This is a genomic window from Pantoea sp. X-Soil-TKNS-1279 (genome assembly GCF_059730565.1).
Map to the genome: position 1 here is coordinate 177558 of NZ_AP035948.1, position 20447 is coordinate 198004.

Sequence of the window (20447 nt, forward strand, 5' to 3'; positions counted from 1 at the left end):
CTTAATGAGTGTTTTCTATTTTCACGCGGCCAGGTTGTTGTGGCAGCAGTGAGGCCAGCCAGTGCACCAGCGTGGTGAGCAGGCTGAATAAACGACGCAGCGGCGTTGGGCCGTACTCCGCCAGACGCAGGTAACCTTTAAAGCCCAGTACCATAATGTCGGCGAGGCTTTGTACCGGTTTATCTTCCGGGAAACCGTCCTGCCACAGCGCCCAGGTATCGGCGCGGGCAAAGGTACACTGAATAAATTCAATGTGTTGTTCAGTGGATAGCTGATGCAGGCGGATACCGGCGCGGCGGCCAAAGACGCGTTGTACCTGGCAGGGGAAACTGAACTCCTGCTGACCGCGGCGCAGCAGCAGCCACACCGGTTCATCCTCTTGCAACGCATCTGCTTCGCGCAGCTCAACACCGACGCCACCGTCCGAGTAGTCGCGCAGCGTGCAGGGCACCATATGACCATCTTCGCGTGCAATGGCGGCAGGCATGGCGATCTCGACACGGTGCGCTTCGCGAATCTGCCGGGCCTCTACCGACACCGCCACGGCACCACCGAGGATGACCATGTTGTAGATCACCCAAATCAGACTGACCAGGATGGTCAGGATTTCATTGGATGGGCCGTAAGCCATGCGCCAGAAGGCCATCACAATCCCCGCCAGATTCAGCAGCACCAGGAACATATAGGGCTTGGTGATCACCCAGTCGAGATGGCGTTTCTCGACCAGTCCACCCTTGGCGGTCACGTTGAATTTGCCTTTGTGCGGATTGAACAGCGCTACCGTGGTCGGGCGGGCGATGTACCAGGCCAGCACCGTTTCATACACTTCACTCCAGAAGGAGTGACGCCAGCGGCCCTGAATACGTGAGTTGGTCAGGCTGGTGTGCAGCATATGGGGCAACACATAAATGGCGATCGCCAGTGCCGGGGCATAGATGATGTAGGCGTGGCATAGCAGGAATGCCAGCGGTGCCAGCAGGAAAATCAGCCGTGGAATCCCCGCGAGGAAATGCAGCATGGCGTTGGCATAACACAGGCGCTGCACCAGTTTTAAGCCTTTGCCAAACAGCGGGTTATCCAGTCGGAAAATCTGTACCATGCCGCGCGCCCAGCGGATGCGCTGACCGATATGCGCCGACAGACTTTCAGTAGCCAGACCGGCCGCCTGTGGAATGCGGATATAGGCCGAGGTATAGCCGCGACGATGCAGACGCAATGAGGTGTGCGCATCTTCCGTCACGGTTTCGACCGCAATGCCGCCAATCTCATCCAGCGCATTGCGGCGCAGAACGGCACAGGAGCCGCAGAAAAACGCCGCATCCCAGGTGTCATTGCCATCCTGCACCAGGCCGTAAAACAGTGAGCCTTCATTTGGCGTCTGGCGGAAGCGGCCGAGGTTGCGCTCGAAGGGATCCGGCGAGAAGAAGTGATGCGGCGTCTGCAACATCGCCAGCTGTTTATCCTTCAGGAACCAGCCCATCGTCATTTGCAGAAACGAACGCGTCGGTACATGGTCGCAGTCGAAAATCGCCACATATTCGCTCTGGCAACGGGTTTTCAGCGCATGGTTGATATTGCCCGCTTTGGCGTGTTCATGCGTGGGACGCATCACATACTGCACCCCGACACTGGCGGCAAACTCGCGGAATTCGTCGCGTGTGCCGTCATCGAGAATATAGATATTCAGCTTATCGCGCGGCCAGTCGATACCCATCGCGGCGTAGATGGTCGGTTTCACCACGCTGAGCGGTTCGTTATAAGTGGGCACCAGAATATCCACGCTCGGCCAGACGGTGATCTCCTCTGGCATCGACAGTGGATGGCGGTTGAGCGGCCACAGCGTCTGGAAATAGCCCAGCACCAGCACCGTCCACGAATAGGTTTCCGCGCCAATCAGCAGCAAGCCGAAGGCGAGGCTAATCGGATCGTCCCAGTTGAGGGTTTCGGTGTAGCGCCACCACAAATAGCGGCAGGAGACGGTGAGTGACAGCACGATCAGCATGATGGTGGAGAGCCGCCCCGGTACGCGGCGAACCAGCATCGCCAGCCCCCACAGCAGTAGCACGAAGACAAACTGCGTCATGATGCCGAAGGGTTGTGAGATACACAGCAACGCCAGCAGGCTGGCAGCAATGGCGGCGGTGATAAACAACAACTGGCGTGTGCGTGGTGGCAACCGTTGCAGACGCTGTTCGCTGCGTCGGATGACGCCACGTTTTTTCAACTGCAATGGCAGCGCGCCCAACCATTGATAGAGTTGTCGACGCCAGCGGAACAGCGGCTTAAAGGCGTTATTGAAGCGTTTACGCTCGCTGCGTTCGCTATCGTCGAGCGGCAAGACCAGCAACAGCCACAGGCTTTGCAGTGCATAGCGCAGCACATCGAGTGGACGCGGGCGTTGCAGGGAGATTTGCGGGAAGTAGCGATGACGTTGTTGCAGGATGCGCTGCCAACCCGGCGTCTCCAGTCGCAGCAGTGACCAGGCAAGGATGCACCACATCAAATGCAGGATGATGGTCGGCCAGGGTGTGCCATGGCGACGCGCCTGGCGGGCGCGTTGTTGCAACGCCTGCCACGCCTGCGGGATGAGCAGCCAGCGTAGCGGATTCATTTGCCTGCCCCGGCCACATTGAGCAACAGCCAGTTTGCCAGGGTGTTGACCTCTTCACTGGCAAGCGCGTGCGGGCGATATTCAGCCAGCGGTTGTTTCATCATCAGCGCTTCCGCCAGCGCTTCATCGCGATGAATGACCTGCGGAATCAGGTTGCGCAGTGAGCTAATCCACAGTTGATGCAAATCCTGCTGTAGCTTGCTGTTGGCATTGAACTGGTTGATCAAAAACAACGTGTGCGGCAGAAAACGCGGGTGATGCAGACGCAGCTGACAGTTGGCATCAGGGGTGAGTATCTGAAGCACCTGGTCTGCGCTGTGCAGGAACGGCAGGTGCCAGGGAGACACGTCTGCCGGTAAATCCAACAACAACCAGCTGTACTGAGATTTGAGCGTAGCGAAAGCATTAAGCAACGGTTCAGCAAATTTTTCGTCGAAGCTGCGAATACTTAATGTCTGCTGATGGGTTGTTGCGCCAAAAGGTAAGAAATCTAACCCCGGGCGGTAGCGCTGTGCAGTCTGTTGCCAGGGCTGCTGATTGAGCAGGGCGGGCATCCATCCGGCGTCATGATTTACTGGCAAGTTGAAGTGGGTAGCCAGTTGATTCGCAGGGGAAAGATCGAGCACCAGCACCGATTCCTGTAGCGCGTTCAGTGCCCAGCCAAGCGCCGCGCAGAGCGCAGTGGCGCCACAGCCGCCGCGCAGTCCCTGAAGAGCTATCACCGGCATTAGTGTTCAGACTCCTGAGTGGCGGATAATTCCTGCAAAAGCGGCCAGTGCGACAAAAGGGTATTCAGGCGCTCTTCCCGGGCAATATCAATGTAGTGAAACGCCTGCAATGAAAAGGCCTCACTTAAGGTATTAATGTCATCTTGTTCTTCACGGGTTCGCGATACCAGCGAAAAGGCATTTTCTGTTTTCATTACTTTTTTGCCAGCTAAAAACGACAATCGAAGAGTTACGATTATATTTATTGATATAAGTTTAACGTTGGCGAAAACGATAAACACCCGCACAGATCAATGCGTTTTGAGTTAGTTCAACGTTTTTTTATTTCAGCAGTTCCAATCGTCGCCGTCTATAATAAACTAGCCTGGATTGTACAGATCGCGAATCTAATATGAAAAATCACTATGCGCTCGGCCTGCAACAGGTTCAACAGGAATTAATTACACTGCAAACGCCCGGACTTTACTGGATCACCTGCCAGCGGCAGGAGGATGCGCGATCGTTTCTGCGTCAGGTGATAAGCCAGCAACAGGCTGCCACACTGATTAGCTCAGACGAAAAACCGCAGGCATTGCTGACGCCCGATCCACCCGGTGGCCCGGCGCGTATTCCTTTATTTTCGTTGCCGGCCAATAAACTCTCCCTGCAACAACTGCAAGGAGATTTTGCGCGTGTAATGAATAAGCGAAGCGGTCTGGTGTTGTTTTATAGCAACGCCGCACATTGGGTTAAATTATCGCAGGAAGAACTGGCGATTTGGCTGAAGCGCATGCGTCGTCAGTTAATTGAAAAAAACATGACGCTGCTGATGATAACTTCTGGTACATCAATAATTAACCTGCGGAATTATCTCCAGCGTTATTTTCGCCAGATTGATGGTGTCGCTCATTTAGATTATCAACAGGATAGCTGGCAATATCGCATTAACTGGTGGTATTCCGCTGACCAACTGTTAGCGGATCGCGCGATTCGCCTGAATTACATCGAAAATCAGTTTATTGCTGCCAGCGAAGAGGAACAAAATATTCCGCTCAGCCTGAACGATGAGAATCAATTTCTTGCCGAGCAGGGCGTGCTGGAAGGCGCTCCACCTTTTTCCGCGCAGTGGCAATTGTTTAGCGACAATGATGGGGTTTACTCGCGCGCGCAACAGGCCAACGCCGCGACGGTGATCTTTAGCCTGGCAAATAACCATGATATCAACGCCCTGGCAAAAATGGTCCATAGCCTGCGACGCTCGCGTGGTAACGCGCTGAAGATTGTCGTACGCGAGATGAATACCAGCTTGCGATACAGCGATGAGCGCCTGCTGCTGGCCTGCGGCATCAATGCAATTGTGCCCACGGCGGCAACTTTGTCGCGCTTCCTTACCACGCTGGAAGGGATTCAGGGGCAGCAGTTTACCCGTCATGTGCCCGCTGACTTGCCTGCGTTGATGCAGGCTTTACAGCCGTTGCAGCAGCGCGGTTTTCTGCCATTGAATGCGTTTTGTGGCGCGGTACAGAAGCTGATGAAAAACACGCTGTTACCGGAAAACGATAAAGGTTTGATGGTCGCGCTGCGCCCGGTGCCGCAGCTGAAGCCGGAACAGGTGTTGACGTTGTGTAAACCGCGCCGTTTCGGTGACCTGGTGACGCAGTTGGATGATCGTCTCTACCTGTTCCTCTCCTCATGCCGTTTTAACGATTTGGACATTGCGTTGAAATCCATTTTCTCGCTGCCGCATGACGAGTTGTTCAGCAATCGCATGGTGTGGTTCGAAGACAACCAAATCGTATCGGAAGTGAATAAAATCAGTCAGCTGACACCGGTGACGCACCAGGATCTGCCGGTGGAGCCGGTGACCCTGGCTGCAACAGCGCCAGACCCGGTGTCGCATGAACGCGCGGCACCGCTTCCTCAGCCGATTACCCTGAATATTGATGGAGCGCAGTCCTGATGACACTAATGGATTGGGTGCAGGTCATCATCCTGCTGCTACTGATTCTGCTATTTCTCAAATCCCTGTTGGTGCGCTGGCTGCCGCGTAGTAGCAACAGCCTGCTGATGCGCCTGCTTCCGGCTCGTGCGCTGAAGTCCGAGGGAGTCTGGCAACGGAATACGACGAAAACGGATAGAAAACCGTAATGAGCGATAAAAAATCTTCGGCAAGCGGCTGGTCGCTGCACGGCTCCTGGTGGCGTGGACTTGGCGGCTGGAACTTCTATTTTCTGCTGAAGTTCGGGTTGCTGTGGTATGGCTACCTGAACTTTCACGCCCTGAGCAATCTGGTGTTTCTTGCCTGGCTGCTGTTCCCGCTACCCTCGCAGCGCTGGCATCGGCTGCGTAACTGGGTGTCACTGCCGATTGGCTTTGGTCTGTTCTGGCACGACACCTGGCTACCTGGTCTTAGCTCGATTCTCAGTCAGGGCGATCAGGTTGCGGGGTTTTCGACCGCTTACCTGTTGGACCTGCTCGATCGCTTTATCAACTGGGAGATGATCGGCGCCGCCTTTGTGCTGTTGGTGCTGTATCTGTTTGTCGCGCAATGGATTCGCATTACGGTGCTGGTGTCGCTGCTGTTGATTTGGCTGAACATCGTTACCCTCGCCGGGCCATCCTTTAATTTGCTGCCGGGCAAAGCTGCGACGCCGGAAGTGGTGTTGAATGATCAACCGGCTGTGGTCGGTAAAACGCCCGATGCGCTCGATCAATCTGCTGCACCCACCAGTGCCAACCTCACTGCGTGGCTTAACCGTTTTTATGACAGTGAGCGGCAGCGCGTGACCCATTTCCCGGATAGCCTGCCCGGCGATTCGCAGCCGTTCGATATTCTGGTGCTGAATATTTGTTCGCTCTCCTGGTCGGATCTGGATGTGGCACAGCTGCGGAATCATCCGTTGTGGCACCACTTCGATATCATGCTGGATAACTACAATTCGGCCACCGGTTACAGTGGCCCGGCAGGGATTCGCCTGTTGCGTGCCAGCTGCGGGCAGACCTCGCACAGCGATCTGTATAAACCCGCCGATCAGCGATGCTATCTGTTTGATAATCTTGCGAAGCTGGGCTTTAAGCAGGAGCTGGTGATGGATCACAACGGTGTCTTCGGCAACTATCTGAAAGAGATGCGCGAGGACGGGAATATCCAGGCTCCGTTAATGTCGCAGGCGGGTATCGCGCCAGAACTGACCTCGTTTGACAGCTCGCCAATCTACAATGATGGTCAGCTATTGCAGCGCTGGCTGGATGACCGCAGCAAAAGTAACGATGCACGCAGCGCCACTTTCTATAACCTGATTCCGTTGCATGATGGCGTCCGTGAACTGGGCAGTACGCGCACGGCCGCCTGGCAACCGCGCGCTAAAATGCTGTTTGACCAGCTCGATACTTTCCTGACCAATCTGGAGAAATCGGGCCGTCGCGTGATGGTGGTGGTGGTGCCGGAGCATGGTGCGGCATTGCAGGGCGATAAGATGCAGATGTCAGGTCTGCGCGATATCCCCAGTCCGTCTATTACCCATGTGCCGGTGGGCATCAGCTTTATCGGTATGAAGGCACCGCATCAGGGCCAGCCACTGACAATTAATACCCCGACCAGCATGCTGGCGCTTTCCGAGATCATTTCCCGTGTGGTGGATGGCCAGGTGTTCAACGCGCCGAATGTGAATATGTCCGCGTTGACCGATAATCTGCCGCAAACGCCAGTGGTGTCGGAGAATGATAATGCGGTGGTGATGATGTATCAGGGCAAGCCGTGGATTCGCCTGAACGGCGGTGATTGGGTGGCGTATCCGCAATAAATAATGGCCTGACACCGTAGCGGCGCGATTTATCGCGCAATGTTTTGGTCGCGTGAAGCAAAACCCACGCGATAAATCGCGTCGCTACGGATGTGTATTTATCCGAATAACGTCGTTTGATACCACGCGAACCCCGATTTTGCGACTTTCTCCCGGCGAAAAAAAACCGTGATCTGGGATATACTTGCTGCGCATTTTCCTGTCTGATAACACGGCTTAGAGTTGCCAGGAGAGATTTTGTTGCGCGTCAGTCGTTCCTTAACGATAAAGCAGATGGCCACAGTCTCCACCGTGGCGTTAGTTACCATCTGTATTTTTATCGTCATTCAGTTATTTCATTTTGTGCAGCAGCGCAGGATTGACTACGCCCAACAAATGGAAAATGTGGCGCATACCGTGCGTCAGCCGCTGTCTGAAGCGGTCCTGAAAGCCGATATTCCTCAGGCAGAACATATCCTTAACACCCTCAAGCCCGCCGGTATTTTGTCGCGTGCGGATGTGGTGTTACCCAATGCATTCCAGGCACTGCATGCCGATTTTGAGGTAGAGAAGCCGGTGCCGGTGCTGGTGGCGCGTTTATTTGAGCTACCGGTGCAAATTACCTTACCGCTTTATTCTGTTGAGCGAACCGGGCTGCCAAAACCGATTGCTTATCTGGTCCTTCAGGCGGATTCATCAAGGGTGTATCAGTTTATCCTGAGTACGCTTTCAACCATGATTACCACCTATTTATTGCTGGCGCTGATTTTGTCGGTGTCGATTAGCTGGTGTATTAACCGGCTGGTGGTCCATCCGCTACGTAATATCTCGCGTGATTTGCAGGAATTGCCACCGCAGGCCATTCTGACGCATAAACTCACGCTGCCGGAAAATCATCGCGATGATGAAATTGGCATGTTGATCCGCAGCTATAACCGTAATCAGCAGGTGCTGGAGTCAATTCATGATGAGATGAGCCGACTGACCACCCATTTTGCTGTTACTGATTTGCCAAATCGTACGTTGTTTCTGGCTCTGCTTGATCAACATATCCATCACCGGCATCGCCCTGACCCCTGGGGGGTGATGGTGATTCGCATTGATACATTGCAGGAAGCCAACGGGGTACTGAGTGACGATCAGCGCGATACCCTGATGCTGACGTTGGTGGAGAAAATTCGCAGCACGATTGACGATCATACGCTGCTGGCGCAAACCGGACCGAGTGACTTTGCGTTGCTGCTGAAGCGTGCGCACAACCCGTTCCGGGCGATGCGCCTGGCGCGCAACCTGATGTTGCGTATCAATCAGCCGGTCAATCTGCAACAACTTCAGTTACGTCCCAACGCCAGCATGGGTCTGGCGCTGCATGACGACACCCCAATCTCCGCCAGCGAGCAGCTTGATCGTGCGACTTCAGCGATGATGTCGGCACGTCATCAGGGTAAAAATCAGATCCTGTTTTTCGATCCGGCACTGACCGAGCGGGCGCAAAAGCGCTTAACCCAGGAACACGACATTTTGCAGGGGTTGCAGGATGAGGAGTTCGCGCTCTATCTGCAACCACAAATCAATATGGCCACCGGCGAGCTGGCGGGAGCGGAAGCCTTGCTGCGCATGCGTCAGCCGGATGGTAGTTGGGGATTGTCGGAAGAGTTTATTGCCAGCGCGGAAGAGATTGGCGTGATTGCTTCGATTGGCCGCTGGGTGTTCGAAGAAGCGTGTCGCATTATCGCCGCCTGGCAGAAGCAGGGAATTAACATCCCGTTGAGCGTGAATATCTCGGCGGTTCAGCTACGGGATGCCAGCGTGGTGACTCATTTGCAGGTGTTGCTGGAACGTCATCGTATTACGCCGGGTAACTTTGTGCTGGAAATCACCGAAACCGCCAAGATTGGCGATGCCGAGCAGGCGATAGCGCTGCTGCGCATGTTGCAGCAAACGGGTGTCGCTGTGGCACTGGATGATTTCGGCATGGGTTACTCCAATCTGAACTATCTGCATCAGTTTAAAGCATTGCCGGTCAACAAGTTAAAGATGGATCGCAGCTTTGTTGCTGCGCTGCCGGATGATGACACTATGGTGCGTATCGTGGCTGCCATCGCCGATATCATCCATCTGGATGTTATTGCTGAAGGCGTGGAAACGGCCGAGCAGCGCGACTGGCTGTTGGCACGCGGTATTACCATCGGTCAGGGCTATCTGTATGCTGAAGCACTGCCGCTCAACATCTTCAATCAACGCTGGCTTGACAAGCTATCACCCACCAAATAATCACCTGATTTATTGATTTTCCTTACGAATTTACATAACTCTCGCTTGCTGAAGCGTTTCAGTTCATAGTTAGAGTTTTGTAACTTTTGTAAGGAATGTAAGCCTATATTAATCGCGTTAACCGGATGTTATTTTCCTCAACGTCGGCAGGGCCTTTCCCGGACCCGCTACATGGCATGACATCATTAAATTAAATAAATGACGGATAAATCCGTCTTCACTGGACACCTGTTATGAAAACCTCGCTGTTTAAAAGCCTCTACTTTCAGGTGCTGGTTGCCATTGGCATCGGCGTTCTGTTAGGCCATTTTTATCCTGAGTTAGGCGCGCAGATGAAGCCGCTCGGAGATGGCTTCGTCAAGCTGATCAAGATGATCATCGCCCCCGTGATTTTTTGTACGGTGGTGACCGGTATTGCCGGCATGGAGAGCATGAAAGCAGTTGGGCGGACTGGCGCAGTGGCGCTGCTCTATTTCGAAATTGTCAGCACCATCGCGCTGATTATTGGCCTGATTGTGGTCAACGTGATTCAGCCTGGCGCGGGCATGAACATTGACCCCGCCACGCTGGATGCGAAAGCGGTTGCCATGTATGCACAGCAGGCGGAACAGCAGGGCGTGGTTGCCTTCCTGCTGGATGTGATCCCCAATAGCGTGATTGGTGCCTTTGCCAGCGGCAACATCTTGCAGGTGCTGCTGTTCGCGATTCTGTTTGGTTTTGCCCTGCATCGTTTGGGTGACAAAGGCACGTTGATTTTCAACGTGATTGAAAGCTTCTCGAAAGTCATCTTTGGCATCATCAATATGATTATGCGTCTGGCCCCGATTGGCGCATTTGGTGCGATGGCGTTCACCATTGGTAAATACGGTGTCGGTTCGCTGGTACAACTCGGTCAGTTGATTATTTGTTTCTATATCACCTGTATCCTGTTCGTGGTGGTGGTGCTCGGCCTGATTGCCCGCGTGGCAGGTTTCAACATCTTTAAATTCGTGGCGTATATCAAAGAAGAACTGCTGATCGTGCTGGGCACGTCCTCTTCGGAATCTGCGTTGCCGCGTATGCTGGACAAGATGGAACGGCTTGGCTGTAAGAAATCGGTAGTAGGTCTGGTGATCCCGACCGGTTACTCGTTCAACCTTGACGGTACCTCCATTTACCTGACGATGGCCGCCGTATTTATTGCGCAGGCAACCAATGCGCATATGGACGTCATCCATCAGATTACGTTGTTGGTGGTGCTGCTGCTGTCGTCGAAAGGTGCGGCGGGTGTGACCGGCAGTGGCTTTATCGTGCTGGCGGCAACCTTGTCGGCGGTGGGACATCTGCCGGTGGCCGGACTGGCGCTGATTCTGGGGATTGACCGCTTTATGTCCGAAGCGCGCGCCCTGACTAACCTGGTCGGTAATGGTGTGGCGACCGTGGTGGTGGCGAAGTGGGTCGGTCAGTTGGACGAGCGCCAGTTGAATGAGACGCTTTCTTCAGCGAAAAAGGTGAAAAACGCACCGGAATCTTCGCTGTAAAGCGACAATTGCGTTAATTTTCCGGGAAATGCCCGCTGTGACTTGCCCTCACAGCGGGCATTTGCATAATAAACCCCATTGATTTTTTTCCCGGTTTTTCACCTCGTTGCGCGACATCCCGGCCATCTTGTGGTCAAAGAGTCAGTTGAAGAATAAACGTGGCGGCAAACTGCCGCATCGGTCAGCCTCTGAGCGACCGCACGCGCCGTGATAACGAGTGTTGATCTGTTTGATAGGGGTTCACATGCAGGGCACCAGAATTCGGCTTTTGGTTGGCGGATTGCTGTTGGCAGCATCCGGTTTTGGCGTGCATGCCGAAACACTCCAGCCCGATCCCGCCTGGCAGGAAGGCAAACTGGACAATGGTTTTAGCTGGCAATTGCTGACAACGCCGCAGCGTCCCAGTGACCGCATAGAGCTGCGCCTGATCGTTAACACCGGTTCGCTGGTGGAGAGTGCACAACAAACCGGCTTCAGCCATTTGTTACCGCGTCTGGCGTTGGTGCATAACACCGCGCTCGATACCAATCAGCAACGCGCTTTATGGCAACAGGCGATGGATCCGCATCGTCCGCTGCCGCCTGCCATATCGTCATATGATTTCACCCAATACAATCTGAGCCTGCCGAATAACCGTCCGGAGCTGCTGAAAGAAGCACTGAACTGGCTGTCGGCGACCGCAGGCAAGATGGCACTGAATGAACAGGTGGTGACGACCGCGCTGAGCGCGTCCGATCCAATCGCCACCTGGCCGCCCAACACCCAGGATGTCTGGTGGCGCTATCGCCTGAAAGGCTCAACGCTGCTGGCGCACGATCCTGGCGAACAACCACGCGCGCCAGTCGATATCGCGCAGCTGAAGAATTTTTATCAGCAGTGGTACACGCCAGACGCCATGACCTTATATGTGGTCGGCAATGTTGACAGCCGCAGTCTGGCGGAGCAGATCAACAAAGCTTTTGCGCCGCTACAAGGTAAACGGGCATCGCCGGCGGCAATGCCGACGCTGTCGCCGTTGCCGCATCAACCGGTGAACCTGGTCAATGGAGCGATAAATCAGGATCGTCTGTCGTTGGTGTGGGACAGCCCGTGGCAACCGATTCGCGATTCGCAGAACCTGGAGCGTTACTGGCAGAGCGATCTGGCGCGTGAAGCCTTGTTCTGGCATGTACAGCGTGCCCTGGCCGACAGCAAAGCGCAGAGCGTTCAGGTGGGCTTCGACTGTCGTGTGCTGTATCAACGCGCCCAGTGCGCCATCAATATGGACAGCCCTAACGCTTCACTGCCCCAGAATATGAATCTGGTAGCAAAAGAGCTGGCGGCGGTGCGTGATAAAGGGTTGCCGCAGGATGAGTTTGACGCGCTGATGGCACAAAAGCTGCTGGAGCTGAACAAGTTGTTCGCCACCTACGCACGTACCGACACCGATATTTTGATGGGGCAGCGTCTGCGTTCACAGCAAAATGCGGTGGTAGATATCGCTCCGGAGCAATATCAAAAACTGCGCCAGTCATTTCTTGGCGGGTTAACGCGTGATCAGCTTAATCAGGAACTGCGTCAGCAATTGACCCAGGAACTGACGATGGTGTTGATCCAGCCGGAAGGTGAAGCGGAAACCAATGTGAAAATGTTGCAGGAAAGCTGGGATAAGGTGATGACACCACCAGAGACACCGGCCACCCCAGCCAGCCCGGATGATGTCAAAAACGACGGCAACGCCAGCAGCAGTGAGCTGGCCCCGCCATCGTCATAAGCCTCAGGTTTTTGCCCGCAGCCACTCGGTCACCAGCATCGGCCAACTGGCTAAGGGCAAATCCGCCACGCCACGGATGCCAAATCCGTGGCCGCCTTTCTGATAAAAGTGGATTTCTGCCGGTACGCTGTGTTCGCGCAGCGCGCTGAAGAACACCATGCTGTTATTGATTGATACCGTTTCATCGTCAGCCGCGTGGATCAGCAGCGTCGGCGGCATCTGGTTATGCACCCGTGTTTCCAGCGAATAGGCATCTATGGTTTTTTGATCCGGCCAGGCACCCAATAGCCGGGTGCGGGTACTTTCATGGGCCAGCCCGTCACGCATGCTGATCACCGGATAAATCAGCACCATCGCGTCAGGTCGGGGCGAGAGGCTGTCAGCCTGATCCTGCACCGGGTAGATTTTCTCAGAAAATCGCGTGCCGAGGCTGGCGGCAACATGGCCACCGGCGGAGAAACCCATCATCACGATATATTTGCCGTTCATCGCACGCTGCGCCCGATCGCGCAGTACCCGCACGGCACGCTGCGCATCAGCTAGCGGCGCATCCGGGCCTTCGTGATGACCGTCGTAAGGTAAACGGTAGGTCATGACCGCCAGTGTGTAACCCATTGAGGTAAAGAACGTCGCCAGTGCGCTGCCCTCGCGATCGATCAACACCCGTTGATAACCGCCGCCCGGAGCCACCAATAGCGTAATACCGTTGGAGTTTTCGGGGTGCCAGATAGCCATCTCCGGGCAGCGTACCCCGGTGGCAGCACGATCATAGGGTTCATATTCTTTGGCGAGATCGACAATCTGCGGCTGTGCGCGTGAGTCGCTGGCGCCCGGTGCATCACCGTGCGGCCAGATATTAATAATTTCTGTGTGCATAAATCGGTCCTGAGCGAATCATGTTGTCGTTTTTGTGGTCGCGGCCGGATCAACAGCATCCTGCTGTTATTGATTAAAACATGGTCTTTTTTATGGCGATCGTCCAGCCGAAAAGCCGTAATTCAGACAGAATCGGACTATGCCTGGCGCACCTTTTTGTTGCCATAACGTATTGAATTTAAAATTAGATCTTAAGCCTGGCTAAAGTAGTCAGGCATGGATTGGCAGGAAAATGGATCTCAGCAGGCGTCAGGGGAAACTACCGGGAGGAAGTGCTGATTTAAGGTAAATTTCTGGCAATTGTTTGTTAGCCGGCGTGATGTTTGAGACGCCCTGACGTGCAGGGCGTAGAGGCATTACTGTGGCATTGCGTCCAGAGGGATGATCGCGCCGCGATGTTGAATCACGGTGCTGGCGGTGAGATGACCGCGGGCGGCGGCGGCATCCGGTGCCGCACCCTGTAAACGCAGCGCCAGATAGCCTGCGCTAAAGGAATCGCCAGCGGCAGTGGTGTCGATCACTTTCTCTTTTGCCAGTTTGATGGCGGGCACGTCGTAAAGCGGCGCATCACCAACGGCTACCAAACAGGATTCAGCGCCACGTTTGATCACAATCTCCTGCACGCCTGCATTGCGGGTGCGGGCAATCACCGCTTCCAGTGGCTGTTCACCCCATAACAGATGTTCATCATCCAGCGTCAGAAAGGCGATATCGGTATGCTGCAACATCCCAGCATACGCCTGCTGCGCACTGGCTTTATCGGCCCACAAGCGCGGGCGATAGTTATTATCAAAAATCACTTTGCCACCGTTCTGGCGGCACGCGCTGAGCAGGTTCATCAGCTTCTCGCGGCTGGCGGCAGGCAAAATCGCCAGGCTGATGCCGCTGAGATAGAGATAATCGTAATGGGCCAGTTGTTGGCAAATGGCCTCAGATTGCGGGCTGTCGAGCCAGTAGCGCGCAGCGGCATCGCTACGCCAGTACCAGAAGGTCCGCTCGCCGTGCTCGTCGGTTTCGATGAAGTACAGACCCGGCATTTTGTTGTCGAGTCGCTGGATCAATCCCGTTTGAACCTGCTCCTGCTGCCAGGCGGCAATCATCTGGTCACTGAAGCTGTCGGTGCCGAGGGCGGTTACGTAATCAACGCGCAGCTGCTCAATGTCAGACTGACGCGCCAGATATACCGCGGTATTCAGCGTATCGCCGCCAAAACCGCGTTTGATGTTCTCACCTTTTTCGGACAGCTCAATCATGCATTCGCCAAGGATGGCGATTTTCTTCTGCGTCATGGTCTTCGGCCTGTAGTGAATTCTTCCCCTAGTCTCGCGTCTGGTATGGCAGCCGTCAATGTTTTTCAAAACGGCGTTTTAATTCCACTTAAGGTATGAAATAGGGGGTTTAAGGGTAATTTAGCCGCGAAATTGTTGCTTGTTTTACCGATTAAGCGTGAGACGCACTGTTACACTCAAGAGCTCGTGTGGCTGCTCAGGATGATGATGCTATTTGCAGGCACTCACCACCTACCAGGAAAAAACCATGGTGATGAAGAATTTTAGTCATCGACTGCCTTCTTCAATTGAACTGGAGCAACAACAGGAAACGCGTCTCTTCTGGCAGCAGTGCCAACGATTCTATACTTTCCAGCCGATCTACCAGGTCTCGGGCCACTTACTGGCTATTGAATTACTGACTGCGGTGACACATCCATCCGCACCAGAAAAAAGGCTTTCGCCGGAAATCTATTTTGATGCGCTGGATATTTCTCAGCGTCTCGATGTGGTGCAGGAACAGTTGGAGCTGCTGATGCAGTGGTCGGCTCTTTTTAATCAGCGCCAACTGGTGGCTTCGGTCAATATCGATGGCCCTACGCTGCTGGCAATCCAACAACATCCGCAAATCCGCAGCCTGATAACCCAACTGCCGTGGGTACGCTTTGAACTGACAGAGCATCATGTGTTGCCGCAGGAAGAGATGATTGCGCAGATGCCGGAGCTTGGCCCGCTGTGGCTGGATGATTTTGGTTCCGGTATGGCGAATTTCTCCGCCCTGACCGAGCTGCGTTATGACTACATTAAGTTGTCACGCGAGCTATTTATGCTGCTGCGTTCTACCGACGAAGGTCGCAGCCTGTTTTCTATGCTGTTGGCCTTAATCAACCGTTATTGCAACGGGGTGATTGTCGAAGGCGTGGAAACCGAGGAAGAGTGGCAGCAGGTGCGTAGCTCGCCCGCAATGGCCGCACAAGGTTATTTCTTCTCCCGCCCGGTTCCGTTTAGCGAACTGGAAAACATGGCGCTGGCGCTTCCCTGATAACGTTCCTCAACGTCTCGACTATCTTTAAATGAGACGTGGAAGGACAAGGAGGAAGCAGCATGTCACGAACAGGAAAAGTCCTGAGTTGGGTCATCGGGATTTTTTTGTTGCTGGTTGTGGTGATGGTGGTCGTGATTGCGACCTTTGACTGGAATCGCCTGAAACCAACCATCAACCAGAAAGTCTCGGCAGAATTGAATCGACCTTTCGCCATTCGCGGCGATCTCGGCGTAGCCTGGGTACGCAATCGTGAAGAACCCGGCTGGCGTAGCTGGGTGCCCTGGCCGCAGGTGCATGCCGACGATATTATGCTGGGTAATCCGCCCGCTATCCCTGATGTCACTATGGTGCATATACAGCGCGTGGAGGCGACGTTAGCGCCGCTGGCGTTACTGCATAAACAGGTTTATCTGCCGTGGATCAAACTCCAGCAACCCGATGCACGCCTGGTGCAGACTGCGGATAAACAAAACAACTGGACCTTCAACCTTGCCAGCAGTAACAACGGCGAGGCCAATGCGGCCCCTTCGGCCTGGACGTTCCGTCTCGATAATATCCTGTTCGATCAAGGGCAGGTACGCTATCGCGACGCCATTAACAAAGCGGATGTCAGCGTCACCCTCAATCCCCTCGGCAAGCCGGTGCCCTATGCGCAGGTGGCGGGAGGTGATGATAAACAGCAGGGTGCCGGTGACTTTGTCTTTGGCTGGCAGGCGAGCGGCACCTATAACAATCAGCGCTTAGAGGGCGAGGGCAAAATTGGCGGCATGTTGTCACTGCGCAGCCAAACCACGCCGTTCCCGTTGCAGGTTGATGTACGCAATGGCACCACGCGGGTACGCGTCGAAGGGACATTGCAGGACCCCCTGAATCTGGGTGGGTTGGATGTACGGCTGCGTTTCTCCGGCGATACGCTGGCGAATCTGTACGGTTTGGCTGGCGTGCTGTTACCCGATACGCCGCCCTATGAAACCGATGGTCACCTGATTGCGCGTTTTAATGACGACAAAGGCCCGGTGTTCCGCTACGAAAAATTCAATGGTCATATCGGTGACAGCGATATTCATGGTTCGCTGGTGTACCGTCAGGGCAAACCCCGTCCGAGCCTGACCGGCGATCTCTCGTCGAACCAACTGCGTATGGCCGATTTGGGGCCGTTGATTGGGGTCAATTCTGGTAAGGGCAGTGAGAAAACGCAGCAGGCGAAAGCACAGCGTGGCGAAGCCTCGACGCAGCCTGCCGATCGTGTTTTGCCGCACGACAAGTTCGATACCAAAAATTGGGACGTGATGGATGCCGATGTGAAGTTCAGCGGTAAGCGCATCGAACATAGCAATTCGCTGCCGTTAAGCGATCTTTATACCCATTTGCAGCTTAATAACGGTGATTTGCGCCTTGATCCGCTGCGCTTTGGTATGGCGGGCGGAGCGCTTAACTCCACCATCCATCTGGAAGGGAACCGCAGCCCCATGCGTGGCCGGGCGGATGTGCATGTGCGTAAACTTCAGCTGCGGCAGTTGTTTCCCAATGTGCAAGCGATGCAGAAAAGCCTTGGTCAGTTGAACGGTGACGCCACCTTAAGCGGCACCGGTAATTCGGTGGCTGATTTGCTGGGCACCAGTGATGGTGAGTTGAAGCTGTTGATGAACGATGGGTTGATCAGTCGCAGCCTGATGGAGATTGCCGGACTGAATGTCGGTAACTATGTGGTGGGTAAACTGTTTGGCGATGACGAGGTGCGTATCAACTGTGCGGCCACCGATCTCAACATTCGCAATGGGCTGGCGACGCCCAAACTGTTTGTTTTCGATACCGAGAACGCGGTGATTAATGTGTCAGGCAGCGCCAACTTTGCTAATGAACGCCTCGATTTGACCATCGATCCCGAGAGTAAAGGTATCCGCATCATTACGCTGCGCTCGCCGTTGTATGTGCGCGGTACCTTCAAAAAACCGGATGCCGGGGTGAAAGCCGGGCCGTTGATTGCTCGCGGTGCCGCAGCGTTGGCATTAGGCGCGGTGGTGGCACCGGCTGCCGCGTTGCTGGCGTTGGTTTCACCCAGCGATACTGACAGCAATCAATGCAGCAACGTGTTGCAGCAGATGAAGCAGAAGAAATGATCAGTTACGCCACAGCACCTTAATGATGTGGTAGCCAAAGGCGGTTTTCACCGGTCCATAGGGTTGCAGCAATGGGCAGCTGAAGACCGCTTTATCAAAGGCCGGGACCATCTGGCCTTTTCGGAACTCACCTAAATCGCCGCCGTTACGTCCGGAGGGGCAGGTGGAGTGTTTCTTTGCCAGCTGTTGGAAGTTCGCACCTTTTTCCAGCTGGGCCAGTAACGCTTTTGCTTTTGCTTCATCCTTCACCAGGATGTGTAAAGCTGCCGCGGTTTTCGCCATGATTCGGTCCTGTTGTGTATAATCGTCGCGCATTATAGCCTGCACCGAATGGTAGCGGCGCGATTTATCGCGCTGTTAAGGTGCTGTGTGATGTCCTCATCCCGACCTTCTCCCGCCAGCGGGAGAAGGAGATGTGCAATATGTTAACTGAGTGAATTTCCGTTATGCGTTTAAACCCCGGCCAACAACGTGCTGTCGAATTTGTCACCGGTCCCTGTCTGGTGCTGGCCGGTGCTGGCTCGGGTAAAACCCGTGTGATCACCAATAAAATTGCGCATCTGATCCGCGACTGCGGCTATCAGGCGCGTCATATCGCCGCCGTGACCTTCACCAATAAAGCTTCGCGCGAGATGAAAGAGCGTGTAGCGCAGACGCTGGGGCGCAAAGAGGCGCGCGGTCTGATGATCTCGACCTTCCATACCCTGGGGCTGGAAATTATCAAACGCGAGTATGCCGCGTTGGGAATGAAATCGAGCTTTTCTCTGTTTGACGATCAGGATCAGCTGGCGTTGCTGAAGGATTTGACCAAACAGTGGCTGGAAGAAGATAAGACCCAGTTGCAGCAGCTGATTTCGACCATTTCCAACTGGAAGAACGATTTGGTTGATCCCCAGGGTGCGGCAGGGATGGCGAAATCTCAGCGTGACCAGATTTTTGCCCATTGCTACCAGTTGTACGATCAACACCTGAAAGCCTGCAATGTGCTGGATTTTGACGATTTGATTCTGTTGCCGACGCTGCTGCTGAAACGCAATCAGGAAGTCCGGGAACGCTGGCAGCAGCGCATCCGCTACCTGTTGGTGGATGAATATCAGGACACTAATACCAGCCAGTACGAGCTGGTGAAACTGCTGGTCGGCGCACGGGCGCGTTTTACCGTAGTGGGCGATGATGACCAGTCGATTTATTCCTGGCGCGGCGCACGGCCACAAAACCTGGTGCTGCTGAAAGAGGATTTTCCGGCACTGGAAGTGGTCAAGCTGGAACAGAACTATCGGTCGTCTCAGCGCATCCTGAAGGCTGCCAACATCCTGATTGCCAACAATCCGCATGTATTTGAAAAGCGACTGTTTTCTGAGCTTGGGATCGGTAGCGAGCTGAAGGTGCTAATGGCAAACAATGAGGACCACGAGGCGGAACGCGTGGCCGGCGAATTGATTGCGCATCACTTTATCAACAAGACGCAGTACAAGGACTACGCCATTCTCTATCGCGGCAACCATCAGTCGCGCGTGTTTGAGAAGCTGCTGATGCAGAACCGTATTCCATATCGTATCTCGGGGGGGACTTCATTTTTCTCCCGCCCGGAGATTAAAGATTTGCTGGCCTACCTGCGTGTGCTCACCAACCCGGAAGACGACAGCGCGTTTCTGCGTATTGTAAATACGCCGCGGCGTGAGATTGGCCCTGCCACGCTGCAAAAATTGGGTGAATGGGCCACGCTGCGCAACAAGAGTTTGTTCAACGCCAGTTTCGATATGGGGTTGGGACAGACCCTGACCGGGCGTGGACTGGAGCATCTGCAACGTTTTACCGCCTGGCTGAATGAGATCATTCAACTGGCTGAGCGTGAACCAGTCAATGCGGTACGCGATCTGATTCGCGGTATTGATTACGAAAGCTGGCTGTTCGAAACCTCCCCCAGCCCGAAAGCTGCTGAAATGCGCATGAAAAACGTCAATATGTTGTTCCAGTGGATGACGGAAATGCTGGAAGGCAGTGAGCTGGATGAGCCGATGACGCTGGCGCAGGTGGTCACCCGTTTCACGCTGCGCGATATGATGGAGCGTGGTGAGAGCGACGAAGATGTCGATCAGGTTCAGTTGATGACGTTGCATGCTTCAAAAGGGTTGGAGTTTCCGTATGTTTATCTGGTGGGAATGGAAGAGGGGCTTCTGCCGCACCAGAGCAGCATTGATGAAAACAACATCGAGGAGGAGCGCCGTCTGGCGTACGTCGGGATTACCCGTGCGCAGAAGGAGCTAACCTTTACGTTATGTCGCGAGCGCCGTCAGTATGGCGAGTTGGTGCGACCGGAGCCGAGCCGCTTTCTGCTGGAACTGCCGCAGGATGATATGGAATGGGAGCGCGAGAAGAAAGTGGTGAGCGCTGAGGAACAAATGAAAACGAGGCAGACTCGCGTCGCCGGATTACGTGCAATGCTGGAGAATGCAAAAAAAGGCGCGTAGCGGCGCGATAAATCGCGCCG

Annotated in this window: 15 protein-coding genes; 9 read left to right on the plus strand and 6 right to left on the minus strand. The window is 54.5% G+C overall.

Annotated elements, in window-relative coordinates; all coding sequences use genetic code 11:
* Nucleotide 1: 1 nt before the first annotated feature.
* Genes bcsA through bcsR form a run of 3 tightly spaced genes read right to left on the minus strand, consistent with a single transcriptional unit; the run spans nt 2 to nt 3533 of the window.
* Nucleotides 2–2611, minus strand: coding sequence for a UDP-forming cellulose synthase catalytic subunit (gene bcsA / locus AC6I8N_RS00805; RefSeq protein WP_497829842.1), 2610 nt, complete (start codon nt 2609–2611; stop codon nt 2–4).
* Nucleotides 2608–3339: a cellulose biosynthesis protein BcsQ gene (gene bcsQ / locus AC6I8N_RS00810; protein ID WP_497829843.1), complete on the minus strand. Its 732-nt coding sequence runs from the start codon at nt 3337–3339 to the stop codon at nt 2608–2610. The genes bcsA and bcsQ overlap by 4 nt, the downstream gene beginning before the upstream one ends.
* Nucleotides 3339–3533 carry a cellulose biosynthesis protein BcsR gene (gene bcsR, locus AC6I8N_RS00815; RefSeq protein WP_021183761.1) on the minus strand — a complete coding sequence of 65 codons (195 nt, stop codon included), beginning with the start codon at nt 3531–3533 and terminating at the stop codon, nt 3339–3341. Before bcsR ends, bcsQ begins: the two co-directional genes overlap by 1 nt.
* A gap of 197 nt (nt 3534–3730) precedes the next feature.
* Between bcsR and bcsE the strand changes: the two genes are divergently transcribed.
* From bcsE to AC6I8N_RS00845, 6 genes are all read left to right on the plus strand, one after another.
* A complete protein-coding gene (bcsE, locus tag AC6I8N_RS00820) occupies nt 3731–5278 on the plus strand; it encodes a cellulose biosynthesis protein BcsE (RefSeq protein ID WP_497829844.1) in 1548 nt (515 codons plus the stop codon).
* Nucleotides 5278–5466: a cellulose biosynthesis protein BcsF gene (gene bcsF, locus AC6I8N_RS00825; RefSeq protein WP_021183763.1), complete on the plus strand. Its 189-nt coding sequence runs from the start codon at nt 5278–5280 to the stop codon at nt 5464–5466. The genes bcsE and bcsF overlap by 1 nt, the downstream gene beginning before the upstream one ends.
* Nucleotides 5466–7121 carry a cellulose biosynthesis protein BcsG gene (bcsG, locus tag AC6I8N_RS00830; RefSeq protein ID WP_497829845.1) on the plus strand — a complete coding sequence of 552 codons (1656 nt, stop codon included), beginning with the start codon at nt 5466–5468 and terminating at the stop codon, nt 7119–7121. Before bcsF ends, bcsG begins: the two co-directional genes overlap by 1 nt.
* Nucleotides 7122–7361: 240 nt before the next feature.
* A complete protein-coding gene (gene hmsP / locus AC6I8N_RS00835; RefSeq protein WP_497830653.1) occupies nt 7362–9374 on the plus strand; it encodes a biofilm formation regulator HmsP in 2013 nt (670 codons plus the stop codon).
* Nucleotides 9375–9607: 233 nt separating this feature from the next.
* Nucleotides 9608–10894, plus strand: coding sequence for a dicarboxylate/amino acid:cation symporter (locus AC6I8N_RS00840; protein WP_208724526.1), 1287 nt, complete (start codon nt 9608–9610; stop codon nt 10892–10894).
* A gap of 244 nt (nt 10895–11138) precedes the next feature.
* Entirely contained in the window at nt 11139–12647 is a 1509-nt protein-coding gene (locus AC6I8N_RS00845) for a M16 family metallopeptidase (protein WP_497829846.1), read from the plus strand.
* 3 nt (nt 12648–12650) lie between these two features.
* Here the strand turns inward: AC6I8N_RS00845 and AC6I8N_RS00850 are convergent, their stop codons facing one another.
* Together AC6I8N_RS00850 and kdgK are read right to left on the minus strand one after the other, a co-directional pair.
* Entirely contained in the window at nt 12651–13523 is an 873-nt protein-coding gene (locus AC6I8N_RS00850) for an alpha/beta hydrolase (protein ID WP_497829847.1), read from the minus strand.
* Nucleotides 13524–13879: 356 nt separating this feature from the next.
* A complete protein-coding gene (kdgK, locus tag AC6I8N_RS00855; protein ID WP_497829848.1) occupies nt 13880–14812 on the minus strand; it encodes a 2-dehydro-3-deoxygluconokinase in 933 nt (310 codons plus the stop codon).
* A gap of 247 nt (nt 14813–15059) precedes the next feature.
* Here kdgK and pdeH point away from each other — a divergent pair, with 247 nt between their 5' ends.
* Nucleotides 15060–15833: a cyclic-guanylate-specific phosphodiesterase gene (gene pdeH, locus AC6I8N_RS00860; protein ID WP_497829849.1), complete on the plus strand. Its 774-nt coding sequence runs from the start codon at nt 15060–15062 to the stop codon at nt 15831–15833.
* Nucleotides 15834–15895: 62 nt separating this feature from the next.
* Complete coding sequence (locus tag AC6I8N_RS00865; protein WP_497829850.1) at nt 15896–17956, plus strand: AsmA family protein; 2061 nt, start codon at nt 15896–15898, stop codon at nt 17954–17956.
* Here the strand turns inward: AC6I8N_RS00865 and ppiC are convergent, their stop codons facing one another.
* Nucleotides 17957–18238 (minus strand): peptidylprolyl isomerase PpiC, encoded by a 282-nt coding sequence (ppiC, locus tag AC6I8N_RS00870; RefSeq protein WP_013507331.1) that lies wholly within the window; start codon nt 18236–18238, stop codon nt 17957–17959.
* Between the two features lie 164 nt (nt 18239–18402).
* On the opposite strand from ppiC, the gene rep reads away from it, so the two are divergent.
* Nucleotides 18403–20427, plus strand: a complete 2025-nt coding sequence (gene rep / locus AC6I8N_RS00875; RefSeq protein ID WP_497829851.1) for a DNA helicase Rep — start codon at nt 18403–18405, stop codon at nt 20425–20427.
* Nucleotides 20428–20447 lie beyond the last annotated feature (20 nt).